The 25,542-nt window shown below is 38.0% G+C and carries 25 protein-coding genes and 1 riboswitch; of the genes, 13 read left to right on the forward strand and 12 right to left on the reverse strand.

Annotation, left to right across the window (positions count from 1 at the left end; translation table 11 throughout):
- Nucleotides 1-78 precede the first annotated feature (78 nt).
- Both V7122_RS02805 and V7122_RS02810 read right to left on the reverse strand, forming a co-directional pair.
- On the reverse strand, nt 79-2,169 hold the full coding sequence (locus tag V7122_RS02805) for a methyl-accepting chemotaxis protein (protein ID WP_335525762.1): 2,091 nt from the start codon (nt 2,167-2,169) through the stop codon (nt 79-81).
- A gap of 104 nt (nt 2,170-2,273) precedes the next feature.
- Nucleotides 2,274-3,428 carry a CapA family protein gene (locus V7122_RS02810; RefSeq protein WP_335525763.1) on the reverse strand — a complete coding sequence of 385 codons (1,155 nt, stop codon included), beginning with the start codon at nt 3,426-3,428 and terminating at the stop codon, nt 2,274-2,276.
- 285 nt (nt 3,429-3,713) lie between these two features.
- On the opposite strand from V7122_RS02810, the gene V7122_RS02815 reads away from it, so the two are divergent.
- Nucleotides 3,714-3,854: a hypothetical protein gene (locus V7122_RS02815; protein WP_335347222.1), complete on the forward strand. Its 141-nt coding sequence runs from the start codon at nt 3,714-3,716 to the stop codon at nt 3,852-3,854.
- A 13-nt stretch (nt 3,855-3,867) separates the two neighbouring features.
- Here the strand turns inward: V7122_RS02815 and V7122_RS02820 are convergent, their stop codons facing one another.
- Together V7122_RS02820 and plsY are read right to left on the reverse strand one after the other, a co-directional pair.
- A complete protein-coding gene (locus V7122_RS02820) occupies nt 3,868-4,641 on the reverse strand; it encodes a sensor histidine kinase (protein WP_335347221.1) in 774 nt (257 codons plus the stop codon).
- 156 nt (nt 4,642-4,797) lie between these two features.
- Entirely contained in the window at nt 4,798-5,382 is a 585-nt protein-coding gene (gene plsY, locus V7122_RS02825) for a glycerol-3-phosphate 1-O-acyltransferase PlsY (protein WP_335347220.1), read from the reverse strand.
- A gap of 191 nt (nt 5,383-5,573) precedes the next feature.
- On the opposite strand from plsY, the gene V7122_RS02830 reads away from it, so the two are divergent.
- Nucleotides 5,574-7,295, forward strand: a complete 1,722-nt coding sequence (locus tag V7122_RS02830; protein ID WP_335347219.1) for a glycosyl hydrolase family 18 protein — start codon at nt 5,574-5,576, stop codon at nt 7,293-7,295.
- 46 nt (nt 7,296-7,341) lie between these two features.
- Here V7122_RS02830 and ade read toward each other — a convergent pair whose 3' ends face one another.
- The 8 genes from ade to V7122_RS02870 all read right to left on the reverse strand — a co-directional run bounded on the left by ade (nt 7,342) and on the right by V7122_RS02870 (nt 16,030).
- Nucleotides 7,342-9,093, reverse strand: coding sequence for an adenine deaminase (ade, locus tag V7122_RS02835; protein WP_335525764.1), 1,752 nt, complete (start codon nt 9,091-9,093; stop codon nt 7,342-7,344).
- 30 nt (nt 9,094-9,123) lie between these two features.
- Nucleotides 9,124-10,488, reverse strand: coding sequence for an NCS2 family permease (locus V7122_RS02840; protein WP_335525765.1), 1,365 nt, complete (start codon nt 10,486-10,488; stop codon nt 9,124-9,126).
- An 83-nt stretch (nt 10,489-10,571) separates the two neighbouring features.
- Nucleotides 10,572-10,886: an XdhC family protein gene (locus tag V7122_RS02845; RefSeq protein ID WP_335346946.1), complete on the reverse strand. Its 315-nt coding sequence runs from the start codon at nt 10,884-10,886 to the stop codon at nt 10,572-10,574.
- On the reverse strand, nt 10,883-11,695 hold the full coding sequence (locus V7122_RS02850) for an XdhC family protein (RefSeq protein ID WP_335525766.1): 813 nt from the start codon (nt 11,693-11,695) through the stop codon (nt 10,883-10,885). Before V7122_RS02850 ends, V7122_RS02845 begins: the two co-directional genes overlap by 4 nt.
- 8 nt (nt 11,696-11,703) lie before the next feature.
- Nucleotides 11,704-14,025, reverse strand: coding sequence for a xanthine dehydrogenase family protein molybdopterin-binding subunit (locus V7122_RS02855; protein WP_335525767.1), 2,322 nt, complete (start codon nt 14,023-14,025; stop codon nt 11,704-11,706).
- On the reverse strand, nt 14,022-14,897 hold the full coding sequence (locus V7122_RS02860; protein WP_335525768.1) for an FAD binding domain-containing protein: 876 nt from the start codon (nt 14,895-14,897) through the stop codon (nt 14,022-14,024). The genes V7122_RS02855 and V7122_RS02860 overlap by 4 nt, the downstream gene beginning before the upstream one ends.
- A 42-nt stretch (nt 14,898-14,939) precedes the next feature.
- Complete coding sequence (locus tag V7122_RS02865) at nt 14,940-15,539, reverse strand: nucleotidyltransferase family protein (protein WP_335525790.1); 600 nt, start codon at nt 15,537-15,539, stop codon at nt 14,940-14,942.
- Nucleotides 15,539-16,030: a (2Fe-2S)-binding protein gene (locus V7122_RS02870; RefSeq protein ID WP_335525769.1), complete on the reverse strand. Its 492-nt coding sequence runs from the start codon at nt 16,028-16,030 to the stop codon at nt 15,539-15,541. The genes V7122_RS02865 and V7122_RS02870 overlap by 1 nt, the downstream gene beginning before the upstream one ends.
- 305 nt (nt 16,031-16,335) lie before the next feature.
- Nucleotides 16,336-16,436: riboswitch (purine riboswitch) on the reverse strand.
- A 150-nt stretch (nt 16,437-16,586) separates the two neighbouring features.
- On the opposite strand from V7122_RS02870, the gene V7122_RS02875 reads away from it, so the two are divergent.
- The 11 genes from V7122_RS02875 (at nt 16,587) to V7122_RS02925 (ending at nt 25,540) form a co-directional block, all read left to right on the forward strand.
- A complete protein-coding gene (locus V7122_RS02875) occupies nt 16,587-16,937 on the forward strand; it encodes a Na-translocating system protein MpsC family protein (RefSeq protein WP_335525770.1) in 351 nt (116 codons plus the stop codon).
- Between the two features lie 258 nt (nt 16,938-17,195).
- Nucleotides 17,196-18,524: a nucleobase:cation symporter-2 family protein gene (locus V7122_RS02880; RefSeq protein ID WP_335355090.1), complete on the forward strand. Its 1,329-nt coding sequence runs from the start codon at nt 17,196-17,198 to the stop codon at nt 18,522-18,524.
- A 46-nt stretch (nt 18,525-18,570) separates the two neighbouring features.
- A complete protein-coding gene (locus V7122_RS02885) occupies nt 18,571-20,040 on the forward strand; it encodes a dihydroorotase (protein WP_335346954.1) in 1,470 nt (489 codons plus the stop codon).
- A gap of 95 nt (nt 20,041-20,135) precedes the next feature.
- Nucleotides 20,136-20,726 (forward strand): cysteine hydrolase family protein, encoded by a 591-nt coding sequence (locus V7122_RS02890; RefSeq protein WP_335346955.1) that lies wholly within the window; start codon nt 20,136-20,138, stop codon nt 20,724-20,726.
- 37 nt (nt 20,727-20,763) lie between these two features.
- Nucleotides 20,764-21,309: a UbiX family flavin prenyltransferase gene (locus V7122_RS02895; RefSeq protein WP_335346956.1), complete on the forward strand. Its 546-nt coding sequence runs from the start codon at nt 20,764-20,766 to the stop codon at nt 21,307-21,309.
- Nucleotides 21,306-22,643 (forward strand): UbiD family decarboxylase, encoded by a 1,338-nt coding sequence (locus tag V7122_RS02900; protein WP_335525771.1) that lies wholly within the window; start codon nt 21,306-21,308, stop codon nt 22,641-22,643. The genes V7122_RS02895 and V7122_RS02900 overlap by 4 nt, the downstream gene beginning before the upstream one ends.
- 107 nt (nt 22,644-22,750) lie before the next feature.
- Nucleotides 22,751-23,014 carry a BMC domain-containing protein gene (locus V7122_RS02905; RefSeq protein WP_335346958.1) on the forward strand — a complete coding sequence of 88 codons (264 nt, stop codon included), beginning with the start codon at nt 22,751-22,753 and terminating at the stop codon, nt 23,012-23,014.
- Nucleotides 23,015-23,027: 13 nt separating this feature from the next.
- Nucleotides 23,028-24,014: a hypothetical protein gene (locus V7122_RS02910; RefSeq protein ID WP_335525772.1), complete on the forward strand. Its 987-nt coding sequence runs from the start codon at nt 23,028-23,030 to the stop codon at nt 24,012-24,014.
- Between the two features lie 25 nt (nt 24,015-24,039).
- Nucleotides 24,040-24,495: a BMC domain-containing protein gene (locus V7122_RS02915; RefSeq protein WP_335346960.1), complete on the forward strand. Its 456-nt coding sequence runs from the start codon at nt 24,040-24,042 to the stop codon at nt 24,493-24,495.
- Nucleotides 24,496-24,518: 23 nt separating this feature from the next.
- Complete coding sequence (locus V7122_RS02920; RefSeq protein ID WP_335525773.1) at nt 24,519-24,803, forward strand: BMC domain-containing protein; 285 nt, start codon at nt 24,519-24,521, stop codon at nt 24,801-24,803.
- A gap of 2 nt (nt 24,804-24,805) precedes the next feature.
- Nucleotides 24,806-25,540 carry a hypothetical protein gene (locus tag V7122_RS02925; RefSeq protein ID WP_335525774.1) on the forward strand — a complete coding sequence of 245 codons (735 nt, stop codon included), beginning with the start codon at nt 24,806-24,808 and terminating at the stop codon, nt 25,538-25,540.
- The last annotated feature ends 2 nt before the right edge of the window (nt 25,541-25,542 follow it).

Here is a 25,542-nt window from a genome sequence, read left to right on the forward strand (position 1 = left end):
TTGAAGTTTCACTTTATACAAAAGAATGAGCCATGGGTTTACCAGGCTCATTTATAAATCTAATATTGAATATTTCTACTAATCAATTTTAAAATGCTCAATAGACTTTCTTAATTCGTCTGTCAGCTCGCGTAAATTCTCAGAAATTTTCTTGACTTCATGAACAGATTGTTTCTGTTCTTCAGTTATACTTGCAACCTCCTCAACACCTGCAGATGTTTGCTGAGAAATGGATACAACGCTATCAACTGAAGAAGAAATCGATTGGCTGCTTTCAGAAAGTGTTTCACTTGCATTGGCGATTTCATCGATATCATGAGCGAGACTCTCAATAAAGCGAAACATCTTAGAATAGCTTTTCGCTGTATCGTTTGCCATTACTGCACCTTCAACAGCTGATTCTCTGCCAAGATCAATATTTTCCAAAGCTTTTGATGAATCCAGCTGTATTTCTGAAATAAGACTAGATATTTCATCAACAGATTGGCGGCTTTGCTCAGCCAGTTTCTTTACTTCCTGTGCTACTACCGCAAAACCTCTTCCTTGTTCCCCAGCTCGAGCCGCTTCGATTGAAGCATTTAAGGAGAGGAGGTTAGTTTGTTCAGATAAATCATGGATAAGTAAGGTAATATCATTTATCGTTTGCAGTTTACTATCAAGCTTTTTCATAATTGTCGCAGAATCACTAGACTGACTGACAATCATATTCATTTTATTATTCATATTTTCCATTGCTGCCTGTCCTTCTGATGTAACAGATTTCGTCTCTCTTGCATGATCTACAATTTTACTGATTCGATCAGACATCGAACGGACAGCTAGATCATTGTTTTCTACATGCGTAGAGATATTTACCATATCAGAAGCAAGCTGCTCAGATCCACTCGCTACTTCATCCATGACAGAACTAACTATATTGGTTACATGTGTTGAAATATTTGCCTGTTCATTTAGAATCTTAGAATCATTTTCGACTTTATGTATAAGCTGATTCATTTTATTGGCCATCGATCTTAAGCTATCAATCATATGATTGACAGAATGAAATAGATGACCGATCTCATCCTTTGACTTAATATCCATTTTCATAGACAAATCACCATTTGCTACAGATTTTAGAAAATCGGATAGCTTAATTATAGGCCCGATGAAATACTTAGCGAAAAAGAAACTGATTAAAATAGACAAAGCGAGAAGGATCAGGACAATAATAATTTGAATAAATAATAGTTTTGAAAAGATGCCTTGAAGCTCCTTATCGGCAGTTGCTATTCGTTTACTCATGTTTTGCGAAATCTGTTCGGAAAAGGATTTAATCTCATCTTGGGACAGAACTGAAAAAATTTGCCAGCCAGTTTCCTCATCTTTTTCACTAACATACGTCACTTCGTTAATATCTAAATAAATGTTGCCGTTGCTTTTTTCTTTAAATATCGGCAGAGAAGAGATATTTTGATTTTTTGCAACAAGATCATGTTCTTTATAGGCTAAGAGGGCACCTTCTTTATCGGTTAAAATCACATATCCAGTATTTCCAACCTTCGTATTTGCAATAGATGCAGTTAATTTTTCGAGTGATAAATCTGCACCAAGAACACCATACAATCGGTCATTTAAGTAAAGAGGCATACTGACAGTTACCATATATGTATCTGTGCCGGCATCAAGATAAGCATCGGTAATAAAGTAGTCATTTTTCCCACTTTCCTTTAAAGGTGCATACCACGGCCTAGCTGTTGGATTATAATCATCAGGGAGATTATAGTCGCTTGGATAAATGAAAAATTCCTTGTTTTCAGTACCTAAGTACATATTAGAAATAAGATCATTCTGCTTTGCTATTTTTTCAAATAAAATGACCAATTCCTCTGGACTATCTGAATAAACTTCATTAAAACTAGCGATCGTTGCTAAATCACTCTTTGCACGTGAAATGATTTGATTTATAGATGCTTTAACATTTTTCGTTTCGTGATAGGTCAAAGTACCTGCGTAATGCTCAGCAAAACCACTTACATCCCTTTGAGCGTCCGTTGAAAGGCCACTTGTTAACTTCCGGCCATTTTCGGAAAATAGATTCACAGAAATATAGGTAAAACCAGTACTAATGGCAATGATAAGTATCATTGTAGATAGTACACCAAAAATGAGTTTTGTTTTTAGTGACATGAAATCCCCCCTAAGCTCTACTAACTGTATTATATATGATAGGGAGGAAGACCTAATCCGAAAATTTGAAAGTTGTATTACATTTTCCAAATAACTCAAGTTTTCTAAAGACTGCCGCTCATATGTTGCTGAATTTCTAAATATTTCTCTTGCGCATTTTTTAAACCGAAATTTTCTGCTTCGATTAGTGGGACGATTCGATAATTTCTAAGATTTTCTTTTGAGACATAAGTTGGGAAAAAATTAGGGTTGTCGAGTGTAATGGAGACACCATTTTCATTCACCTTTTTTGTAATATTAATGGTCGCCATCCCGCCAATATCCTTGTAATCCCAATTTTGTCCGGAAAGAAAATTACCTAATGAGTATACAATTAGTGCTTTTCTTCCATCTTGTGCTGTTAGCCATTCCATCGGCTGTAATACGTGAGGGTGATGACCAAATAAAATATCTGTTCCTTCATTAATTAAATATTGTCCTAGTTCTTTTTGTTCAGCAGTGGGGAAACGCTGATACTCATTTCCCCAGTGCAGGCTCATGACAATGACATCAGCTTCTTGTTTAGCACGGTGTATTTCTTCTTTCATTGCTTCTTTATCTATTAAATTAACAAGGAAATCCTTACCCTTAGGAATGGGTATCCCATTTGTCCCATAAGTATAGGAAAGAAAGGCAACCTTAATTCCATTTTTATTGAGGATGATTAGTGATTTCTGTTCCTCTGGGCTTTTATATGTGCCAACATGGGGAAGTCCGATTTTATCCATATAGTCAATGGAAGCCACTAGCCCTTTTTCTCCTTTGTCAAGTGAATGATTATTTGCTGTTGAGACTATATCTACACCTGCTTGCAGTAATGCATCTCCGACTTCCTGGGGACTGTTAAAAAGAGGGTAGCTGGAAATGCCGAATTCTTCTCCTCCTAATATTGTTTCCTGATTGGCGAGAAGGATATCTGGTTCCTGAAGAATAGGTATAATAGGTTGAAACATTGGGGTGAAATCATAACCACTTTGCGTTTTGGCATCATTATAAACCCAATCATGAATTAGAATATCACCAATTGCTCCAAGAGTTACTGTTTCAATTATTTGCTTATGGCTAACAGATGCTTGTTTTGCTGCATGTACTTGAACTGTTAGTGGAACAGCTTTACTATTTTCGCTTTCATTATACATTTTAAGAATCAAAGCAGTTGATAAAAGTATTAGTGCTAAACAAAAAACAATAGAGGAAATAATCGATAATTTCTTTTTCATAAAAGTCTCCTTATTGCCATATTAAATCTACTATAATACAAAAATAGGAATTTTTCGACAATATTATAAACTTGAGTTAGAATACTCGAAAGAAAGAAAGGAAATACGATATACTAAGGAAGTAGAGGTGATAACATGATAAAATTGACAGCAAGTGCAGTAAATATTATGGAGAATGCCATTAAGCAGGAACAGAAGGATGAAACGGAGAAGTTGTATATCCGTTTATCAATGGGAATTGGCTGAGGCGGCCCCCAATTAAAGCTGTCTCTGGAAGAGCGGCCATTGAGTGAGGACAAAGAGTTTACAGTGGAAGGGATTCACCTATTAATTCATCAAAAGGATTTAGTCTATTTTGAACATACAAAGCTGGATTTTGTAAAAAATGTTTTTGGAACGGGCAGATTTCAATTATTAAAAGTGTGAAAAAGCGGCAGCATTAGGCTCCGCTTTTCTGATTATAAAGAGGCAATTTTATTTGTATATTAGTGCCTTTTCCAGCTAAGCTGCTAATATGAAAGCTTCCATTATGAGCTTCAATAATTTTTTTGCATATGGAGAGCCCGATTCCTGTGCCGGATTCCTTTGTCGTATAAAACGGTGTAAAAATATGTTCGAGTATTTCAGCTGTCATCCCACAGCCATTGTCTTCAATGATGATGTAGGCTTGGGATGTCTCTTTTTTTAAAGAGAGAGTGATTTTTTTACAATTTTCATTGCCTTTTATCATAATCGCTTCGATTGCATTTTTTATTATATTTGTTAACACTTGTTTCAATTGCTTATCATTCGCAAGGATAATGAGAGTTTCATAGGAAAGCTGAACTTCCATTTTTATATTGTTTATTATTTTTTCACCTTCGTATTGCCTAGTGACATCCTTTAATAACTGATTTAATGAAACCGCCTTCTTTTGGTTAACTTGAGGTTTCGATAAATTCAAAAGGTCAAAGATCAGTTCGTTCGCCCGGTTGATCTCATCTAACGCAATATCGGCATAATGCTCTATACCCATTTCGAATAAATAAGGTTTTATAAGTTGGATATATCCCTTTACTGTTGTTAAAGGATTTCTAATTTCATGAGCGATTACTGCCGCTAGATTGCTTACATTTGACAGATTATCGGTAATGTTCGGGATCTGATGAATTTCTGGATTTGAAAGCTCACTATTTTCTTGTAAGTTTTGAAAATTGGATTGGACAGAAACCAAGATTTATCACCTCTAAAATTGTTTTCTATCTAATCTATGACGAAAAAAAGCGGGATATGTATTATTTTGTATCATTTATTGAGAAATGAAAGTTGAGTCCTTATAAAGAAAAAAACAGCAGAATTAGATTTCTGCTGTTTAATAACTTTTCATTTGTTAAAGCCATTTTATTTTCGGTTCCGATTTGTTCATAATTCGTTTAATATTGGCACGATGTCGATAAATGACAAAGAAAGCCAGTAGTGATACGACAATTATGAGAGGCGGATCCCATATGACGTAGGCATAAATGACAGCTGCAATAGCCGCAAGCATGGAAGCAAGTGAGACATACTTTGTTATGTATAAGCAAATAAAGAAAACCAATAACATGATGATAAACATTGGAGGGGCATAGCCTAATAAAATACCTCCAGAAGTTGCAACAGCTTTTCCACCTTTAAATCCTGCAAATATTGGATACATATGACCGATAACCGCAAAAATACCAGCGATTAACGGATGTATGTCACCATCGATAAATAAGAGAAGTAAAACAGCAGCCGTACCTTTTAATATATCTGCAATTGTAACAGCCATGCCCGCTTTAACTCCCAAAGTTCTGAAAGTGTTTGTCCCACCTAAGTTTCCGCTGCCATGCTGGCGAATATCGACCCCGTAAAACACCTTCCCGATAATTAAGCCGGATGGAATGGACCCTAGTAAATAAGCTAAAACAATAATGATTCCGTTTATTACCATAAAAAATTCTCCTTCAATAATATCTACGAGTAATTGTACCATGTTTTTAATTCATCACGCCATGTCAATAAAGAAAAATTACTATTTTTAAAGCCATGGTTGGACTTGGTGAATAAAGGAAGCCTAATTCCACTAAAATGCCTTCCCATTAGTTGAATTTTTCGTTACGATAGACCTAAGGGGGAAAGGGAATGGCTCGTATAGAATTTCATAAAAAGAAGCCTCTATCTATGAAATGGATAGCAGGTGGGCTTTTGTTTGCATGTTTCTTAATCATTTCAAGTATTATCTTACTTTTATACCCATTTGCATCAAAAGAAACTGAATCTTATTTCCATGGGGAAAACCCAATATTATATGAAGGTATACAATCTGGAAATGCCATAATTGAAGGAAATAGCGTATATTTGCCAATCTCTTTCATACAAGAAAATTTTGATGATGCTATCACTTTTGATGAAAAATCAAACTCCGTCATTATCACTACAAAAAATAAAGTTATTCAAATGCCTTCCGAATCGCTTACCTATTATGTTAACGAAGAACCTGTTCAATTACACTTTTCTGTGTTTAAAACTAAGGATCATGATATGTATCTGGCAATTGAACCATTACTCACTTATTATCCACTCGATTACACGATTATGCCAGAAACAAATGCTATTTGGATAAAGAAAAATGATCAGGAAATCCTTCATGCTAAGGTGATCAATAAGGAAGTGAATGAAGAAAAGCTTCGTTTACGAACTGATGCCAGTCTAAAGGCACCTTATACAGGGCAAGTAGAGAATGGTGAGATGCTTTTTGTTGAAAGTGAGAAGGAAGATTACTATTTTGCTAGAAAAGAAAATGGTGTGGCAGGGTATATAAAAAAAGATTATATAACCACTGGGGAAACAGAAAAAGTTATCATTAATCGTACTCATGAAGAAGTGGTTGTACCTAAAATTGAGGGGCCCATCCAGCTTACTTGGGAGGCCGTTTATACGAAGAATCCAGACACAGCCCAAATGCCCATTATGTCAGGTGTCAATGTTATTTCACCTACATGGTTTGAATTAGGTGATCCAGAAGGGGGAATAAAAAACCTCGGTTCTCTTGAATTTGTCAATTGGGCACAAAATCAGGGCTATCAAGTTTGGGGGTTATTTTCCAATGCGTTTGATCCGGCCTTAACACATGAGGCGTTCAAGAATTTTGAAACTAGACAGAAAATGATTCGCCAGCTTCTCCATTTTAGCCAAATATATCAGTTAAACGGCATAAATTTGGATATTGAAAATGTGAATCCTGAAGATGGTCCGCTTATTACTCAGTTCGTACGTGAAGCTGTTCCATATTTTCATGAAGCAGGTCTTGTAGTTTCCATGGATATTACTTTTATTTCCACAAGCGGGAACTGGTCTGCTTTTTATGAGAGAGATAAGCTCGCCAATCTCGTTGATTATATGGTAGTCATGGCATATGACGAGCATTGGGGCACATCTCCAAAAGCGGGGAGTGTAGCGAGCTTGCCATGGGTGGAGGAAAATCTAAAAAGGCTGCTTGAAGTTGTACCAAATGACAGGCTAATTCTGGGTGTTCCGCTATATACGAGGTTGTGGGAGCAGAAAGACAATGGGGAAGTTTCTTCTAAAGCTCTATCAATGGCAAAAGTAAAGCAATGGCTGAAAGCAAATGAACTGACTCCTGTTTATGACGAAGCGAGCGGTCAAAACTATGCTGAAATATATTCTGAAAAGGAACAAACGACTTATAAAATCTGGCTAGAGGATGAGCTTTCCTTAAAGAAACGGGCTGATTTAGCAAGAAAATATAATTTAGCTGGGGTTGCCAGCTGGTCAAGATATTTTGCTGACGAATCAGCCTGGGCGGCTTTATCACTTGGTAATGAACAATTGACAAAAAAATAAAAAAAGGTGGTTTGCTATTTAATAGTGAACCACCTTTTTTTGTAAATTAATGTGATGAATCAATTCCAATCTCAATATGTTTATAGGTTTTAACATCAAACAATCCTATATCTGTAAGCTTTAATTCAGGAATGACAGGCAGAGCCAGGAAGGAAAGGGTTACAAACGGATTAAATTCCATGGAACAGCCAATGGTCATTAAGGCTTTATTTAACTCATTGATACTCTCATTAACTGTCTCGTAATTCAAATTTGACATAAGACCCGCTACAGGCAATGGAAGAGAAGCAAGAATGTCTCCATTTTGGACGACAACTAAACCTCCGTTCATCTCTCTAGTTAAGTTAATAGCTTTGACAAGATCATGATCGTTTGTGCCCGCTGCCACGATATTATGTGAATCATGCGCAACAGTAGAAGCAATTGCTCCATTAATAATTCCTAAGCCTTTGATGATTCCAAGACCGATGTTGCCTGTGTTTTTATGGCGCTCAAGGACAGCTAATTTTAATTGGTCCATTTCAATATTTGCTTGAAAAAGGCCATTTTCAATCACAACTTCCTCAATGATATGATTTGTTACAATCATATTTGGTAATATCCCAATAATATTGGCCCGTCTGCTATCTTTTAGGCTGATTGTTAGATCCTCACTGTTTATCTGATTCATATTTACACTTTTAATAATAGCAGGAGGGGGAGCAGCCTTTGATTTGATAGGGGAGATTACTTTCCCGTTTTTAGCAACAAGCTTTCCGCTTTTAAAAACCTGTTCAATCTCAATTGCTTCTAGATTATTTAAGACTAAGATATCAGCTTCATATCCTGGAGCAATTGCCCCTTTCGTCTTTAAGCCGAAGCATTCTGCTGCGTTTAAGGTTGCCATTTGAATAGCGAGTATTGGGTCAATTCCTTCCCTAATAGCTACCTTAATATTAAAATCGATACTTCCTTCATCAATTAATTCATCCAAATGCTTATCATCGGTAACGAATAAACAACGGCGTGAATTATTTTCATTAACTGCCTGTAATAGTTCAACTAAATCTTTTGCGGCTGAACCTTCACGCAGCATAACATACATTCCTTTTCGAAGTCTTTCAAGAGCTTCATCCGCTCTTACGCATTCGTGATCTGTTCGTATCCCAGCAGCCATGTAAACATTAATACCATTTGCATCAAGTCCCGATGCATGGCCGTCAATGCATTTTCCTTTTAAACTGGCACTTTCAAGTTTGTTAAGCATTTCATCGCTATTTTGGAAGACAGAAGGGTAATCCATCACCTCGCCAAGCCCAATAACTCTTGGGTGTTCGTAATATGGATTTAAATCTTTATCATTCAATGTTGCACCAGCATTTTCAAATGGAGTAGCCGGAACACAGGATGGCAGCATTAAAAAAACATCTAGCGGAATTTCTTCAGACGCCTGCAACATAAAATCAATACCAGCTGTCCCAGAAACATTGGCAATTTCATGTGGATCAGCCATAACGGTTGTTACCCCATGAGGCAGGACTACATTACAAAACTCTGGAGGGGTGACCATAGAAGATTCAATATGAACATGACCATCAATAAAGCCAGGAACGATGTATTTTCCTGAGGCATCAATGGACTCAAATCCTTCAAATTTGCCAACCCCCGCAATATAGCCGTCAACAATGGCAATATCGTCTTCAATAATCTCTCGTGTGAAAACGTTTACAATCTTCCCGTTCTTTATAACCAAATCTGCAGGTTTTCTTCTAGCTGCTACATCAATTCTTCGTTTCATGATTTCTTTTGTTAACTTCAATCAATACCCTTCTTTCACTTATTTATCGCATTAGTGTGCACTCATTATAAAGTTTATAATAAAAGCTGCACTTACGATATACATTATCCAATGAATTTGCTTTCTCTTTCCCGTTAGAAGTTTTAAGAGTGTATATGAAATGAAACCAAATGCTAAGCCCTCCGCGATACTAAATGTAAGTGGCATTAAAACAATGGTTAAAAACACTGGAATGACATCTGTAAAATCATCAAAGCTAATATGCCTAATTTCACTAATCATTAATGCTCCAACAAGTATTAAGATTGGAGCGGTAGCAACAGAAGGGATGAAAACAATTAATGGTGCAAATATTAAAGCCAAAAAGAAGAGGACACCGGCTGTTAAAGCGGTTAAGCCTGTTCTGCCGCCTTCTGAAATTCCGGTTGCATTCTCCACATAGGCATTTAATGCAGTGCTTCCAAAAGCAGCACTTGCCATAGTCCCAATCGCATCAGCCTGAAGGGCACGGTCTAAATTTTCAATCTTACCGTTTTCATCAGTAAGACCTGCTTTCTTCGTTAATCCAATTAAGGTTGCTAGGTTATCGAATAATTCAACAATTGTGAATGAGAAAATAACAGAGAGGACCCCGTATCCAATAGCACCCATAATGTCCATAGCCAGGAAGGTTTCAGACATACTTGGAAGGTTTAAAGAAACGATATCACTAATGGATTTCGGAAAACTAATGAAGCCTACGATCATAGCGATAACACTTGTTGCTAATATACTAATGAGGAGGGCGCCTTTTACACGTTTGGCCATTAATATGGCTGCAATAATGAATCCTAATAATGCTAATAGCGGGCCAAGACTTGTTACATCTCCTAAAGCGACGAACGTAGCCTCATTAGCAACAACGAGCTCTGCATTTTTTAAACCGATAAATGCAATAAATAAACCAATTCCAACGGCTATTGCTGATTTTAATACATCTGGGACACCATCAACGATTTTTTGCCGGACCCCTGTTACAGTCAAAATCAAAAACACAACCCCTGAAATAAATACGGCTCCAAGTGCTGTTTGCCATGTAAGTCCTTGACCGAGAACGACAGTATAGGCAAAAAAGGCATTTAAGCCCATGCCAGGAGCAACTGCAACTGGGTAATTTGCCCAGAGAGCCATCAGGATTGTACAGAAAACACTTGCATAAATGGTTGCGGCAAGTGCGGCTTCTTTCGGAATACCAGCATCAGCTAAAATGGCAGGGTTGACGAAAATAATATAACTCATCGTTAAAAATGAAGTAATACCGGCAAGAATTTCAGTTCTTACATTTGTTTTCCTTTCAGAGAGCTTGAACAGTTTTTCCAATAGGTTATTTCTAGTTGGTGGGAGGTTGGATCCTAAACCCTTTTCAATCATGGACATGAATGCTCACTCCTAACTTTTTAATAACCAAAAATGCTTTAAGAAAGTGCAACTCGGTTCATATTTTTCTCCATGATGATCAACTATATCGGTTCGATAAAAATATCCATAATGCCGCCGCAAATTCCGCCATCTTCATACAATAAACCTTTTGTAAGATCGACAACATATTTAGTTGGTCTGCTGCTATTAATTACTTCATAAGCTTTTTCAATGACTTCCGCCTCTCCACATCCACCTCCAATCGTACCTTCAATTTTTCCGCACGGGAAAATAATCATTTTACTACCCGCTTTTCTTGGTGTCGAACCCTTAGTTCTAATAACAGTTGCTAGAGCTGCTTTCTCACCCCCTTTCTGTAAATCAATTGTTCTTTGCAAAAGCTGTAATGGTTTCAATTTACTGCCCCCTCATGAAAACCCATTTTTGCATATTCCCGAATGCTGCTGCTTAAGGAGCTGCCTGATGTTCGATTTTTCACTTTTAATATTTCAGCCATAATACTAACTGCAATTTCAGAAGGGGTCTCCGCACCGATATCAAGCCCTACTGGGGTAAATAAATGTTCAAAGCTTTCACCTGGAAAGTCCTGCAATAATTCGTTGAAAACACCAGAAATTCGCCTTCTGCTTCCAATCATTCCAATATAGGCAGCTTTATCTTTCCGCTTTAATAGCTCTTGTAAACTCAATACATCATATTTATGACCTCTAGTTATTAGAAGGATATACGTATGATCCGTTAATTTCACATTACGAAAATAGTCAATATACGATTGACAGCAAACCTCATCGGCATTGGGAAAGCGCTCCCAATTGGCAAATTCAATTCGATCATCAATGACAGTGACATAAAAACCAAGCATTTTTCCCATTTCCACGACTGGCTCACATACATGACCTGCACCAGCTACAATAAGGTGAATTGGAATAGGATAGTATTCAGCAAAACATTCAACGTTATCCCCGAATAAAAGGAATGAAATCAAACCCGATCTTTTTCTTCGAATTAGCTTTTCACAGCTTTCCAACATTTTATTTTGCAGAGCAGGGGAGAGGGGAGTTTCAGAGTAGATATCCCCACTTGGCCATAGTAAAGCTTTTTGTCCTATCAAATGAGAATTTGAATGGTCAGTAATTGTAATGAAAAAGACATCCTGACGCTGTTTAAGTGATTCGGTTAATCGATTGTATAACTTTTGATTCATCATTATGATCACCTAGCAGAATGAGCCTTTTGTTTTTTTAGATCTTTTAAGGCATTAAAAATTCTTTCCGGTGTTGCAGGCAAATGATAAATCCTTGCCCCAGTAGCATCATAAATAGCTGACATGATAGCGGCAATAATTGGAATCATGACGACCTCTCCAATTCCTTTAGCGCCAAATGGTCCTGATTGTTCAGGGGCATCCTCTACAGGGATGGTTTCAATAATAGGTGTTTCTCTAATAGTTGGAATAATATAGTCAGTAAAGTTTTTTGTTTTATGATAGCCGTTTTCAATCACTATATCCTCATAAAGGGTGTAGCCAATACCCATTACAGCACCGCCTTCAGCTTGACCTTCAAGTCCTTGCGGGTTAATAACTTTCCCTGCATCAGGAATAGATACTACGTGAAGAACGTCTGTTTCCCCGGTCAATGTATCAACCTCAACCATAACAACATGGGTTAAATACCCGTACAGGTGATGGGGGGCTCCGCCAGATCCTTTAATTTCAGTCTTTTCTTTTGGGAGAATAAAATGTCCTTCAATTCTTGTATTCCGATGCTGTTCATGCAGGTAATTATATATTTGTTGATAGGTTAGGCTTTCTCCATTGGCTGTAAGGCAGTTTTGTTTAATTTCAATACTTGTTAGGGGTAGATTAAGTATCTGAGCTGCCGTTTCGGTTAACAGCTCTACCATTTTTGGCGCTGCTGTTGCAACTGCTCTCCCTCCTGTATACGTGGAGCGGGAAGCGGTTACCGTACCGCCATCAAGTGTTTGAAGGGTGTCACCCTGGACGACTTTAATTAAGTGAATATCACAATTTAATAATTCGGCTGCCACTTGTGCATAGGCGGTGCTATTTCCTCCGCCAATTTCTTCACAGCCAACTGCCACTAAAAACTTGCCATCCGGAAGGAGTTCGATGGAAGCTGCACCATAGTCAGGCAATCCAATTCCCATCCCAATTCCGTGAAAGGATGTGGCAAGCGAAACACCTCGCTTTTTCCATGGTTCACTTACTTCTTTTTTATATTTTTCACGGTTTTTCCAGAGGTCACAATTTTCTGCGGCTTCAAGCGTTTTATACGTGCCAACGCTTGATTGGACGATATGGCCTAAACTAGACATTTCGCCTTGGTGATAAACATTTTTCTTTCGAATTTCAATCGGATCTATCCCTAGTTTTTCAGCTATCATGTCCATATGAGTTTCAATTCCCATGCAAACCTGATTAACTCCAAAACCCCTAAAGGCACCTGCAATGCCATTATTTGTGTACACACAGAACCCTTCAAGGTTTACGTTCGGAATTTTGTAAGGTCCGCATGAATGTTCAATGGCTAGAGCTATAACAGCTCCACCTAATGATGCATAAGCCCCCGTGTCAGCTACTGCTCTTACTTCATTGGCAATTAAAGTACCGTCCTTTTTTGCTGCTGTTTTCATTTGTACCTTAAATGGATGCCTTTTAATCCCGGCGATCACAGATTCTTCTCGGCTTAAATGGATCTTTACAGGACGCCCATTTGTATACATGGCAAGAAGGGCTAGGTATATTTGCACAGTAATTTCATCCTTGCCTCCAAAGGCACCGCCTATAGGGCTGGAAATTACTCGAATCCTTTCTGGGTTATATGCAATGGCCCGTGCAATTTGCGCCCGGTCACGGTGGGCATATTGTCCAGGACAGCGAATGGTAATATAGCCTTCCTCATCCATTACACCCCATCCGCCTTCTGTTTCGATAAAAGCGTGCATTTGTCGAGGGGAGTAGAATGTATTCTCGACAATAATATCTGCTTCCTCAAATGCTTTTTCAGTATCGCCATTTTTGATGATGACATGGCTATGAATATTTCCATCCGGATGCAATTTAGGTGATGAAGGGGTCATCGCCTTTTCAGCATCTATCACAAACTCAATCGGTTCATAGTCAACTTCAATTAATTCCGACGCTTGTTCAGCAATCTCTTGAGTTTCTGCTGCGACTAATGCTACGGCATCACCCGTACAGCGAACGATATCAGAACATAGCACAGGCTGGTCCGGGATAACGATTCCAAACCCATTAAAGCCTGGGATATCCTTATGTGTTAAGACACAAACGACACCAGGAAGCTGTTCAGCTTTTTCAATTTGAATAGACTTTATTCTTGCATGAGGATATTTGGCGCGCAAAACCTTTCCCCAAACCATATTGTCAAAATGGTAATCTGTCATGTATTTTAATTCACCTGTTACTTTCTCAGGTCCATCGATTCTTCTTACTCTTTTTCCGATCCAATTTAATTCCCGGCTATTGCTTTGTTCATTTGTATGTTTCATTTATTCTCCCACCTCCTGATGAGTCGATAAAGTCCTCGCTCTAAAAGGGCACTTGCCATATCACGGCGGTACTCCGCTGTTGCTCTTACATCCGTAATTGGCATAACCTCTTTCCAGGCTATTTTTGCAATGTTTTGTATTAATTCATCTGTCAATGGAGTTAGCGTCATAATCGATTCACATTTTTTTGCACGAATAATCGTTGGGGCTACGGAACCGAAGGCAATTTTGCCTTTTAAAACTTGACGGCCTTCTCCCATTAATAATGAAATGGCAACATTTACAATTGATATTGACTGTGCTTTTCTCGGTCCAAGCTTTTGGAATATCCCTATTTCATTTTCATCCTGGGGCTGAATAATGATTTTTGTAATCATTTCATTATCTTTTAGGACGGTTCTGCCTGGTCCGATAAAAAACTCATTAATAGGAACGAGTCGTTTATTTGTTAACGAGCTTAGCTCCAATATTGTATTTAACACATACAGTGCTGGAATTGTATCTCCGGCAGGGGAGGCAGTGCCAATATTTCCACCGATTGTTCCAATGTTTTGCATCTGAATCGCTCCAACTTCTCTAGATGCTTCTACAAGCACATCAGCTTTTTCTTGAAGCAAAGGGGAGTGGACGATATCTGTATGGGTTGTTAACGGTCCAATGTGAATTTCTCCATTTTTTTCATGGATGAATCTCAGTTCCTTTAAACCATTAATATTAATCCATGTTTCTGGACGCCATTTTCCATCCTTCATACGGACAACAGCGTCCGTTCCTCCAGCTATGAGTCTTGAATTTTTGCCTTTATTAGAAATAATCGAAAGGCATTCCATTAATGTAGCTGGAGAAATTACGTCAATTTCTGAAACTAGCATTTAGAGACCTCCTTACATAATCTGAATGATTTCCTTTGCCTACTAAGAATTGCTTATTTTTAGAGAAATTCGGTAGTCCATCGGAGTGTTAATATTTTGGGAAATAAGGGTATTGTCGATGACAGACTCCACTATTTGGTCTTCATATTTGCGAATAATATTACGAAGTCCTTGCGTCTCTTCCCGTATCGATAGAAGAGCATGAATAATATTTTTCGAGAATAGTATAGGGTGTCCTCTTTTCCCATTATTTAACGGTATGGCAATTAAACAATTAGAATCTTGAAGTGATTGAATAAGCTGTTTAATTACGGTAATTTCAATTGGCTGATCAACAGCTGTAATTAATATCATGTCAGAGGAGCGATCTATCGATTGAAGACCTTTAATGATAGATGAACATTTTCCTTGACGATAGTTCTCGTTATATACCGTTTTAACAGGATAACGATTTGTTATAGGTAAAAATTTCTCAGCCTCATGGCCAACAACAACAATGGTTTCTGACAGATTCGAATTTAACAGCATTTGAATCTGGTGTTCGATTAACATTTTTCCTTTCCATTGAAGCAATCCTTTATGAGGGAGCGGCCACATACGACTTGATAATCCTGCAGAAAGCAAAATGGCTGAAACCTTCATCACGTAGTTGCTTTTCCTATTAATTTCATTTCCTTTTCGGCAGCAGTTTGGATGGCTTTAATGATTTTTGTATAGCCGGTACATCGGCAAAGATTTCCACCTAATGCTGTTTTAATTTGATCAGTCGTTGGCACATAATCGATTCTATCTAGAAAGGCTCTTGCAGAGACAATTATGCCTGGCGTGCAATACCCGCATTGAGTGGCACCCTCTACTACAAAGGATTCTTGGATAACATCCATATTTGAAGTTAATCCGACTCCTTCACAAGTTACTATTTCTTGATTTATAACTTGACCTGCGAGAATCAAACAGGAGCAGACCACTTCACCGTTTAATAAAACTGAACATGATCCGCATTCCCCTTTGCCACAGCATTCCTTGCTGGCTGTCAGCTTTAGATCCTCCCTTAAGACGTCCAGCAAAGTTTTGGCCGGTGGGCACGAAACAATACAAGGTGAGCCATTAACAGTAAAATTTATTTCTCTCATCAGTTTCCCTCCATATAATTGATTTCTTATTTATTTGTGAATAATCTTTATAGGGTGTACTGTTAAATAGTGTTTTCTATATTGATTTTTCAAATAGAATATTAGGTAAATGGACTACGTATTAGGAAATTTTGCAATTGGAAGAGTGTAGCTGTCACGGGGTGTCTGAAAGATAACATTATTGTGCAGGAAAATAAGCAGTTAGTTTTTGTTCATTGTTAATTGGATTTAAATAGTACTTTTTTTTAGCATTCAGGCTAAGGAACAAAAAAATTCCCATACAAAAAGGCTGCCGTGAAATTTTCACACGTAAGAAACCCTTTCGTAGTTAGGAATTTACGGTCCCTAGTAGAAAAACCCTCAAACCGATTTTTGAGGTTATACGAAAATAATAATATTAGATATTTTTTACTAATAATGTTAAAATTTCAAAAAAGTATAAGTTGATTTGTAGTGTAATAGCCGTTTCAATATTTTGTCAAGTATAAATTTTCAGATAATACTATTGACAATAAAACTCACTTTGTTTTAATATAGTGAGTAACGGGAGGCAAATATGTCTATTATTTCTATACATACCCATCAATCTTTAAAAAAGGATATTGCTCTTCTTTATAACCGAGTCAACCAAGAAATTCACGGTGTCGGTGTAAAGAAACAGCGAATAGAAATATTTGATGACAGGGTAATCATTTTTGCTCAGCATAAACGGGTCCAGTCGCTTCATATGCTTAGTAAAAATTTCCAACATTTGACTATTTCGGTTGATTCAGCATTAAGTGTTGAATTCAAATCGTTATTTAAAGATCAGATTGAAGAGATGCTGCCTTTTAAAGTGAAGACCATTTTAAAAGATTACGATCCTGTTACGGAAGAATCATGTACAATCATTTATTTTAAAGAATAATAAGCTATCAATTTTGTTTGGGAGAGCTGTGCAAGCCGCAACTACTCTTAACCATTTTGAAAGCGGTTCCTTTAGCTTTTGTTTAACGGAAGTTATATGAAACCGCAGTAGTAGATCATCATCTTATGGAAGATGTTTTCTATTACTGCGGTTTTTTATATACAAATTTCTATTTTTGGAGGTGATTTATTAGGAAAATAGCGAAATGCATCCCGAGTTTATACAGAAGATACATTTTGTAAATATGGGGGGCTGACCTTGGAAAAGCTAAATCCTGTTAAAATTGGAACTTTAGGATTTCAGCATGTATTGGCAATGTATGCAGGTGCTGTCATTGTACCTTTAATTGTAGGACCTGCAATTGGATTGAATGCTCAACAACTTGCATATTTAATCTCGATTGATCTATTTACATGTGGGATAGCAACATTATTACAGGTCATAGGCGGAAAGCATTTCGGTATAAAATTACCTGTCATTTTGGGCTGTACATTTACAGCGGTAGGGCCGATGATAGCCATTGGACAATTACAAGGAATAACCGCGATTTATGGCGCCATCATTGTCTCCGGAATTATCGTCATGATATTATCGCAGTTTATGAGTAAAATTATGCGTTTTTTCCCTCCTGTTGTCACTGGTTCAGTTGTTGCTATTATTGGGGTTTCCTTAATTCCAGTCGCAATGAATAATGCTGCTGGTGGGCTGGGCTCTCCCGATTTTGGCAGCTCCAAAAATTTATTCTTAGCCATACTTACACTGATTCTAATTATCTTAATGAATCGTTTCTTCAAAGGATATATGAAAGCAATTTCTGTCCTGCTATCGCTAATTGCAGGAACAATAGTCGCATATTTTATGGGAATGGTTAGCTTCGTGGAGGTTGCTAATGCTTCCTGGTTTCATATTGTTCAGCCTTTCTATTTCGGTCTGCCTACTTTTAATGCATCAGCTATTTTGACAATGACCTTAGTCGCCATTGTAAGTATGATAGAGTCCACTGGTGTATTTCTAGCATTAGGGGATGTTTGTGAACGAAAACTAGAATCCAAGGATATTAAAAAGGGATTAAGAGCAGAAGGGCTTGCAGTTGTAATTGGAGGAATATTTAATGCTTTTCCTTATACATCATTCTCTCAAAATGTTGGCCTTGTAGCTCTAACTAAAGTAAAAACTAGAAACGTTGTAATCTCTGCTGGGGTCATACTAATGATTTTAGGACTTTTGCCTAAGATCGCAGCTCTAACTACCGTCATCCCTATGGCTGTCCTGGGCGGTGCCATGATTCCAATGTTTGGTATGGTGATTTCATCAGGGATTAGAATGCTTTCAGCTGTAGATTTTACTAAAAACGAAAACCTCTTAATTATTGCTTGTTCCGTTGGAATTGGATTAGGATCTGCGGTAGTTCCTGCTATCTTTGGCAGTCTTCCAACAGGTGCCCGTTTACTCGTTGAAAATGGAATAGTAATAGGAAGCTTGACAGCCATTTTACTAAATGTGGTCTTTAATTATAAGGATTTAAATATATCTAAAGATGGGCAAATGAATCAGTTAAAAACTGAACACTCAATGGATGTCCTTTAATAATCTGCATAAAGCAGAAATAAAAATAGCAGAAGGGGTATAAACTATGGATTTAATTCTGAAAAATGCGAATATTCCACAAGGAGATCGCCAAGTCTTAACGAATATACTAGTAAATGATGGAAAAATTATTGGGTATTCCAATGACATTAGCTTCTTAAATGCTACACAGGTTATTGATGTTGAAGGCAAGCTAGTTGTTCCTGGTTGTATTGACCCGCATACACATTTTATGGATCCAGGCTTTACCCATAGAGAAACTTTTGCAACTGGAAGCCGTTCAGCAGCAGCTGGCGGATTGACAACGATCATTGATATGCCATGCTGCAGCAAGCCTTCTGTTCGGGATGGGGATAGTTTCCAAAAGAAAATAGGTCCGATTCGTGACCAAGCATATATAGATTATTGCTTTTGGGGAGGAATGACGGGAGAAGATGCCCGTGAAGGCTGGATCGATAATATTTATCCGCAAATTGATGAAGGGGTTGTCGCTTTTAAAGTGTATATGACACCTTCCGTACCAACTTTCCCAAAGGTTTCAGATGCTGAAATGCTTGAAATCTTTAAACATGTGGCAAAAACAGGTTTGCCAATAGGTGTGCATGCTGAAAACTATGATATTTGCACTTTTAACTCTAAGAAGCTAGAAAAAGAGGGGCGTTTAGATGGTCCAGCATGGGCAGAGGCCAGGTCCAGTCTAGCTGAAAAGGTCGCAATCGAATTAATTCTAAGCTTTGCCGAAGCAACAGATGCCCGTGTCCATGTTGTGCACATGAGTACAAAAGAGGGAGTGGAGCTAGTGAGGGCCGCTAAGAAACGGGGGATTAAAGTTACTTCTGAAACTTGCCCTCATTACCTCGTACTAAACGCACAGGATTCAATGTCAGAACGTGGTTCATATGCAAAAATTGCTCCTCCATTGCGCGGTAAGGAAGACAATGAATCTCACTGGCAGGCACTTGCCGATGGAACAATCGATTTCGTTGGAACTGACCACGCTCCATATGAAATAGCAACAGAAAAAGAATATCCAGGAGCGACGATTTGGAATACTTTCCCTGGTATTCCAGGAGTAGAAACAATGGTCCCTATCCTAGTAAGTGAAGGACTAAATAAAGGCCGTCTATCACTATCACGTTTTGTAGAGGTTACGAGCAGGAATGCTGCCATTCATTATGGCATTTATCCGAAGAAGGGATCAATGGAAATTGGCAGTGATGCTGACTTCACTATAATCGATCTTGAAAAGGAATATGTCATTGATGAACAAAAAACCGAATCAATGGCGAAGTATAATCCATTACATGGCTTGAAATTAAAAGGAAAGCCAGTACAGACAATAATCCGCGGAAACGTTGTTTTCGATGAAGATAACGGTGGAATTGTCGGAGAAGCAGGCTATGGAGAGTACGTGCCTCGTCAAAGTATTCAGAGACTGGAAAGAACATTAAAATATGAAAAATATGAAGCCGTAAAAGTAGAAACAAAGGAAGCTGAAGCTGTAACACAAAATTGATGTTTTAGTTTTCAATCATGTAGATTCGAATAGTTTCATATATTGATATAACAAAAAGAAAAATGAAATCAGTTTTCTGAAAGGATGAAAGATAAGTGGAACTTAAAGGAAAGAAACATTGTGTTGTGGTAATTGATATGCTCAATGATTTTATTGGTGAAAATGCAGCTCTTCGCTGTGAAAGTGGTGAAAAAATTGTCCCTAAAATTAGGGAGCTAATCGATTTTGCTCACGATTTAGATATTCAGGTAGTACACGTACAGGAGGCTCATCGAAAAAATGATAGGGATTTCCGTGTAAGACCTGTTCATGCTGTAAAAGGCACATGGGGATCAGAGTTCATACCTGAGCTGCAGCCGGAAGAGGATAAGGGTGACTATGTCGTTCAGAAGAGAAGACATAGTGCATTCAGCTATACCGATTTTGATCTGTTCCTTAGGGAAGAGGAAATAGATACAGTCGTTTTAACAGGCGTATGGACAAATGTTTGTGTTCGCAGCACCGCATCTGATGCTCTATATCATGGATATAATGTAATCTGTATTTCCGATGGAACAGCGTCTCAAGATGATGATATGCATGTTTCCGGATTAAGAGATATTGATATTTTCGGAGATATCATGACAACAGAAGAATATAAAGAAGCAGCGAAAAATAAATTCTCCCTAGACGAAAAGGTTGTTTAATATTAACACTCATACAGACCGAAAAAGAAGAATTTTAGTGGGTATTACTGGGGCTAGCGGATCATTGTATGGATATACTTTGATCCGCGCTCTTCATCAATTAGGAATAGAAACGCACTTAATTGTTACGGAAATGGGAGAGAAAGTAATGCAGTTTGAGTGCGGGGTTAAGATGGAGGAGCTTAAAGAATATGCCACTGTCCATAGTAATAAAAATTTGTTTGCATCGATAGCAAGCGGATCCTATTTGACAGACGGGATGGTTATAGTCCCTTGTTCCATGAATACACTTGGGGCCATTGCGAATGGTGTCGGCGATACATTGCTAAGCAGAGCGGCAGGTGTAGTTTTAAAAGAAAAACGAAATTTTATTATCGTTCCAAGGGAAGCCCCATTTAATCTAATACACTTACGGAATATGACACTGCTTGCAGAGACAGGTGCATGTATCATGCCAGCCTCTCCAGGATTCTACCATAAGCCAACAGAAATATGGGAGCTGGCAAACTTCATGGTAGCCCGAATTTTAGACATGCTTAATATTGATCATCGACTGCTGGAAAGGTGGGGGGAAAATTCATGATACCTGTAACAATGAGAGCATTATTAGATGACTGGGAGAATAGAGGCCTCCTATATCGAATTAAACGAGAAGTAGATCCCCGCTATGAATTAGGTGCTGTTGTAAATACGAAAAATGGAAAGCAGCCATTCCTCTTTGAAAAAGTCAAAGGGTATCAATCAGCAATGGCAGCAGGATTAGGCGGAGATCGTGAGCTAGTTGCTGATAGCATGGGAATACATGCTTCGGAACTGATCCCTAAAATCATTAACTCCATTGTTAATCCAATCCCTACAACTTTAAAGGAAACTGGACCTGTACAGGAAAATTTAGTAACAGGCGATTTCGATTTAGCTGACCTGTTTCCAATACCGACCTTTCACGAAGGGGATTCAGGTGCCTATTATGTATCAGGGATACTTGTTGTAAAGGATGTAACAGGAAAGAAAAGGTATACATCTATAAGGAGAATGCAGTATCTAGGCGGAAATCGAACAAATATTTTAATTACTTCGCCAGAGTTATTGGAACAGTATTCATATTATGAAAAACTGGGTGAGCCAATGGAAGTGGCCGTTATGTTTGGGGTAGTGCCAGCTGTCGTTTTGAGTTCCCAGATTAGCACACACCTATATCATACGGATAAATTAGACATTGCGGGGGCTTTACTTGGACAATCCTTAGATGTTGTTCGCTGTAAGACAGTGGATATAGATGTTCTAGCAGAAGCGGAAATTGTTTTTGAGGGCCGAATGTTACCGAATGAACGTGAGATGGAAGGGCCATTTGGAGAATTGGCCGGTTATTATGGGTTTAGATCCCCTCAGCCAATCGTGGAAATATCTGCTGTAACCTATCGGAATCAAGCCATAAACCAGACCATTTTCCCTTCAAGCTATGAAGAAAGACTGCCAATGGCTCTAGTTCGGGAGGCGACCTTATTAAGTACTGTTAGGCAAGTCGTGCCGAATATTAAAGGTGTACATATTCCGATGGGAGGTGTTGCTCGCTACCATGCTGTCATTCAAATCGAGAAAAAGTCTGAAGGGGATGGAAAGCAAGCCGCACTTGCTGCATTTGCTAGTGATAAAGATTTAAAGCATGTCGTTGTCGTAAACGATGATGTTGATATTTTCGATTCAGACGATGTTGAATGGGCGATTGCAACTAGGGTTCAGGCCTCTAATGATGTATTTATTGTACCTGGAGCTAAAGGTTCTCCACTCGAATCCTCCCATAACCTAAGAGGTGTTTCCGATAAAATGGGAATAGACGCCACATATCCTTTAGGAGAGGAAGAAATGTTTAAAAGAACATCCATTCCAATTGAAGTCAATCTTGAAGATTATTTATAGAGGAACTAGAAAAATCAAATGAAACTGTTAAAGTTTTCTACCTGAATGAAAAAAATATAAGTTCATTTAACTAGTTCATCATATTGACCTTGGAAAGGGGGATGGAAATGAAGGCAATTGGGATGATTGAAACAAGGGGATTAACAGCTGCTATAGAAGCACTTGATTCCATGGCCAAAGCAGCCAATGTTAGTTTAGTAGATTTAAAACGAGTCGGTTCTGGTTTAGTGACTGTAATTGTAGAAGGAGATGTTGCAGCTGTAACTGCCGCTGTTGAAGTGGGGAAAACGGCTAATTCTAAGACCGGAGGAGAGTTAGTATCCTTTAATGTCATTCCTCGACCGCATGCAGAGCTTGCTAAGATTCTCTAGGAGGTGATTACGCTTGTCAGAATTCATGAAAAATATTGTTCAGGAAGTATTAAAGCCAGCTAATAAGCCGAGAGAGAATCCTCTTTTTAACGGGGGGAATTCAAGGTTTGTTTATTCGAAATCCACTGTCAATGACAACAAACAAGAAGCTTCAAAACAATCGATAGCGGGAATAAATCGTCCAAACTATCAGCAAAAAAATATCCAAAAAAGATTAGCTGGAGTGCCTGCTAATACTAATAAAGATCTAATCAATCATTCATCCAAAAATGAACAAAGAAATGTTCATACTAAAACGGGGAGTAGTGATTCCATTACAGGTTCCATATCTAAACTGCAAAAAATCTCTCTTGTACAAGGTAACCAACCATTAAATAAGCCTCAAAAAGGTTCATATGTAAATAACCATTTTAATGAAGAAAGTAAGTTTATCGGCCAAACGAGAAATGGAATAAAAGCTTGGGTCTATTCTGGTCTATCTGAAAAACTGATGGAATCATTTCAGAGGCCGCTAAAGTCACATTCCGTTGGGGTCATTTCAAGTGAACAATCGTCAATCGGCCAGTTATTTCTAGTGAATGAGATTTTACGAGAGTATTCGGCCATGAAATATAGTTTGTTATGGGAAAAAGAAAAAAGCAGTGGCTTTATTCTTGAATTGTATGAAGAAGATACCGCCAAACTAACCGAGGCCGTAAAAACATTATTTCAAAAACTTTCTCACCATTCTTATAAGCCTTTACAGCTTTTTAAAGTTCATTCTCCTAGTCCATGGTTAACAAAACAGCTTAATTTGAATGCTCATGTAGATGGGGTCGCTGTACTTGATGGAATAAATCATTATTCATCCATTCTTATATTAGATCGTTTATTGAAAAAATCACCAAATATAAATTTCAACTATACCGTAGAGAAAGGATATTTACTTCTTTATGGTCCATTCATAACGATTTCAGAAGTCTCTGCCGAATTACTTAAGGAAGCTGAGAGGTTTAAATAACTTTATATGACTGGAGGCTATGTAATTGCAAGCACTAGGATTAATAGAAACAGTGGGCTATTTAACAGCTGTTTCTGCTGCAGACGCTGCAGTTAAAGCCGCGGATGTAGAAATTGTAGGCATCGAAAAAGTAATTGGCGTAAATGGGTATCTGGGTGTTACGGTCCATTTCAGCGGGGATGTCGCCGCAGTTAAATCTGCTGTGGATGCTGGTAAGGAAGCTGCAGATCGTATTGGAAAGGTAATTTCCTTTCATGTGATTCCAAGGGCTCACAACGAAGTAGCAAGTAAACTATTACCTCATTTTAAACTTGAAGAGAAGAGCTTAATTAAGAAGGAAGGCTCTGAGGAGAATACGGAGAGAGCTGAAGCGAAGGGAAAAAATATAAAAGGCTCAATGAAAAAGGGAACCACTAAAAAAGCGGAAAATGATATAACGGAAAACAGTCAATCAGAGGAAGACAATAACAAATCAAATTAATCATTATGAGGAGGAAATAAATCATGGGTGAAGCATTAGGATTAATAGAAACAAAGGGTTTAGTTGGTGCAGTAGAGGCTGCTGATGCAATGGTTAAGGCAGCGAATGTAGAAATTTGCGGCTATGAAAAGGTTGGCTTTGGACTTGTAACTGTCATGGTAAGAGGAGATGTAGGGGCTGTTAAAGCAGCGACAGATGCGGGAGCTGAAGCGGCAAGCCGTGTTGGAGAATTGGTATCTGTCCATGTTATCCCTAGACCTCACAGCGAAGTGGAAAGAGCCCTATTATCTAAAACGATTGGTGAATAAATATGAGCTCAAATAAGCAGAGTGTAATGATGAAACACACTCTGCGCGAGCTGTCTAACCGAAACAGCTACAGTAAGAGCCTACAGAAAAGACCATATGTCCTGGCTCTAATTACCTCTCATTTGATTGGAATGGAACCAGGACTTTTATATTTAAAAGACCTAACTAGTAAACAATGCATGCTCCGAATCTCAGTGGAAGATTCGATTTACTCACATGACGAAAGAAATGACCTTGCGAGAATAATTGGCAATGATGATTGGATTTCTCATCAGCAATTATCAGAAAAAAATAAGATTGATATAGTCTTTCTCCCAATCCTGTCATTTTCGCTAGTATCAGATATTCTTTCCTTCAATGAACAAAGACCTTTTGTCCGTCTGATTCTTCATAGTTTAATGACTGGTAAGAAAGTCATCGCATTAAAAATAGGGATAGACGCTAATCATCAGCTATGGCGGCTGAAGGGTATGGATAAAGGATCTCAAGCGTTTAAAAGAAAACTGAAAGAACAGATGATTCAGTTAAAAGGGTTAGGGATAGACCTCATCAATGAAGATGATAATTTTGATGCTTTTCTTAATCATTCACTAAATAAATCAATTGTTACCGCAGAAACAATACGATATTTGCATCAACAAAATCAACATACATTGAGTATGTCAAGTCAGACTATCATTACTCCCCTTGCCAAGGATATGGCAAGAGAGTTGAATATTGCAATAATTACAGAATAAGG

Source organism: Bacillus sp. JJ1532 (assembly GCF_036965085.1).
Lineage (GTDB): Bacteria > Bacillota > Bacilli > Bacillales > Cytobacillaceae > Cytobacillus.

Coding starts and splice junctions, on each gene's coding strand:
- V7122_RS02850 (WP_335525766.1), bottom strand. CDS start 11,695: ATGAATCAAAAGTTATACAATCGATTAACCGAATCACTTAAACAGCGT.
- V7122_RS02875 (WP_335525770.1), top strand. CDS start 16,587: ATGTCTATTATTTCTATACATACCCATCAATCTTTAAAAAAGGATATT.
- V7122_RS02870 (WP_335525769.1), bottom strand. CDS start 16,030: ATGAGAGAAATAAATTTTACTGTTAATGGCTCACCTTGTATTGTTTCG.
- V7122_RS02810 (WP_335525763.1), bottom strand. CDS start 3,428: ATGAAAAAGAAATTATCGATTATTTCCTCTATTGTTTTTTGTTTAGCA.
- V7122_RS02920 (WP_335525773.1), top strand. CDS start 24,519: ATGGGTGAAGCATTAGGATTAATAGAAACAAAGGGTTTAGTTGGTGCA.
- plsY (WP_335347220.1), bottom strand. CDS start 5,382: ATGGTAATAAACGGAATCATTATTGTTTTAGCTTATTTACTAGGGTCC.
- V7122_RS02840 (WP_335525765.1), bottom strand. CDS start 10,488: ATGTCCATGATTGAAAAGGGTTTAGGATCCAACCTCCCACCAACTAGA.
- V7122_RS02925 (WP_335525774.1), top strand. CDS start 24,806: ATGAGCTCAAATAAGCAGAGTGTAATGATGAAACACACTCTGCGCGAG.
- V7122_RS02855 (WP_335525767.1), bottom strand. CDS start 14,025: ATGAAACATACAAATGAACAAAGCAATAGCCGGGAATTAAATTGGATC.
- V7122_RS02905 (WP_335346958.1), top strand. CDS start 22,751: ATGAAGGCAATTGGGATGATTGAAACAAGGGGATTAACAGCTGCTATA.
- V7122_RS02900 (WP_335525771.1), top strand. CDS start 21,306: ATGATACCTGTAACAATGAGAGCATTATTAGATGACTGGGAGAATAGA.
- V7122_RS02830 (WP_335347219.1), top strand. CDS start 5,574: ATGGCTCGTATAGAATTTCATAAAAAGAAGCCTCTATCTATGAAATGG.
- V7122_RS02860 (WP_335525768.1), bottom strand. CDS start 14,897: ATGCTAGTTTCAGAAATTGACGTAATTTCTCCAGCTACATTAATGGAA.
- V7122_RS02865 (WP_335525790.1), bottom strand. CDS start 15,539: ATGAAGGTTTCAGCCATTTTGCTTTCTGCAGGATTATCAAGTCGTATG.
- V7122_RS02885 (WP_335346954.1), top strand. CDS start 18,571: ATGGATTTAATTCTGAAAAATGCGAATATTCCACAAGGAGATCGCCAA.
- V7122_RS02805 (WP_335525762.1), bottom strand. CDS start 2,169: ATGTCACTAAAAACAAAACTCATTTTTGGTGTACTATCTACAATGATA.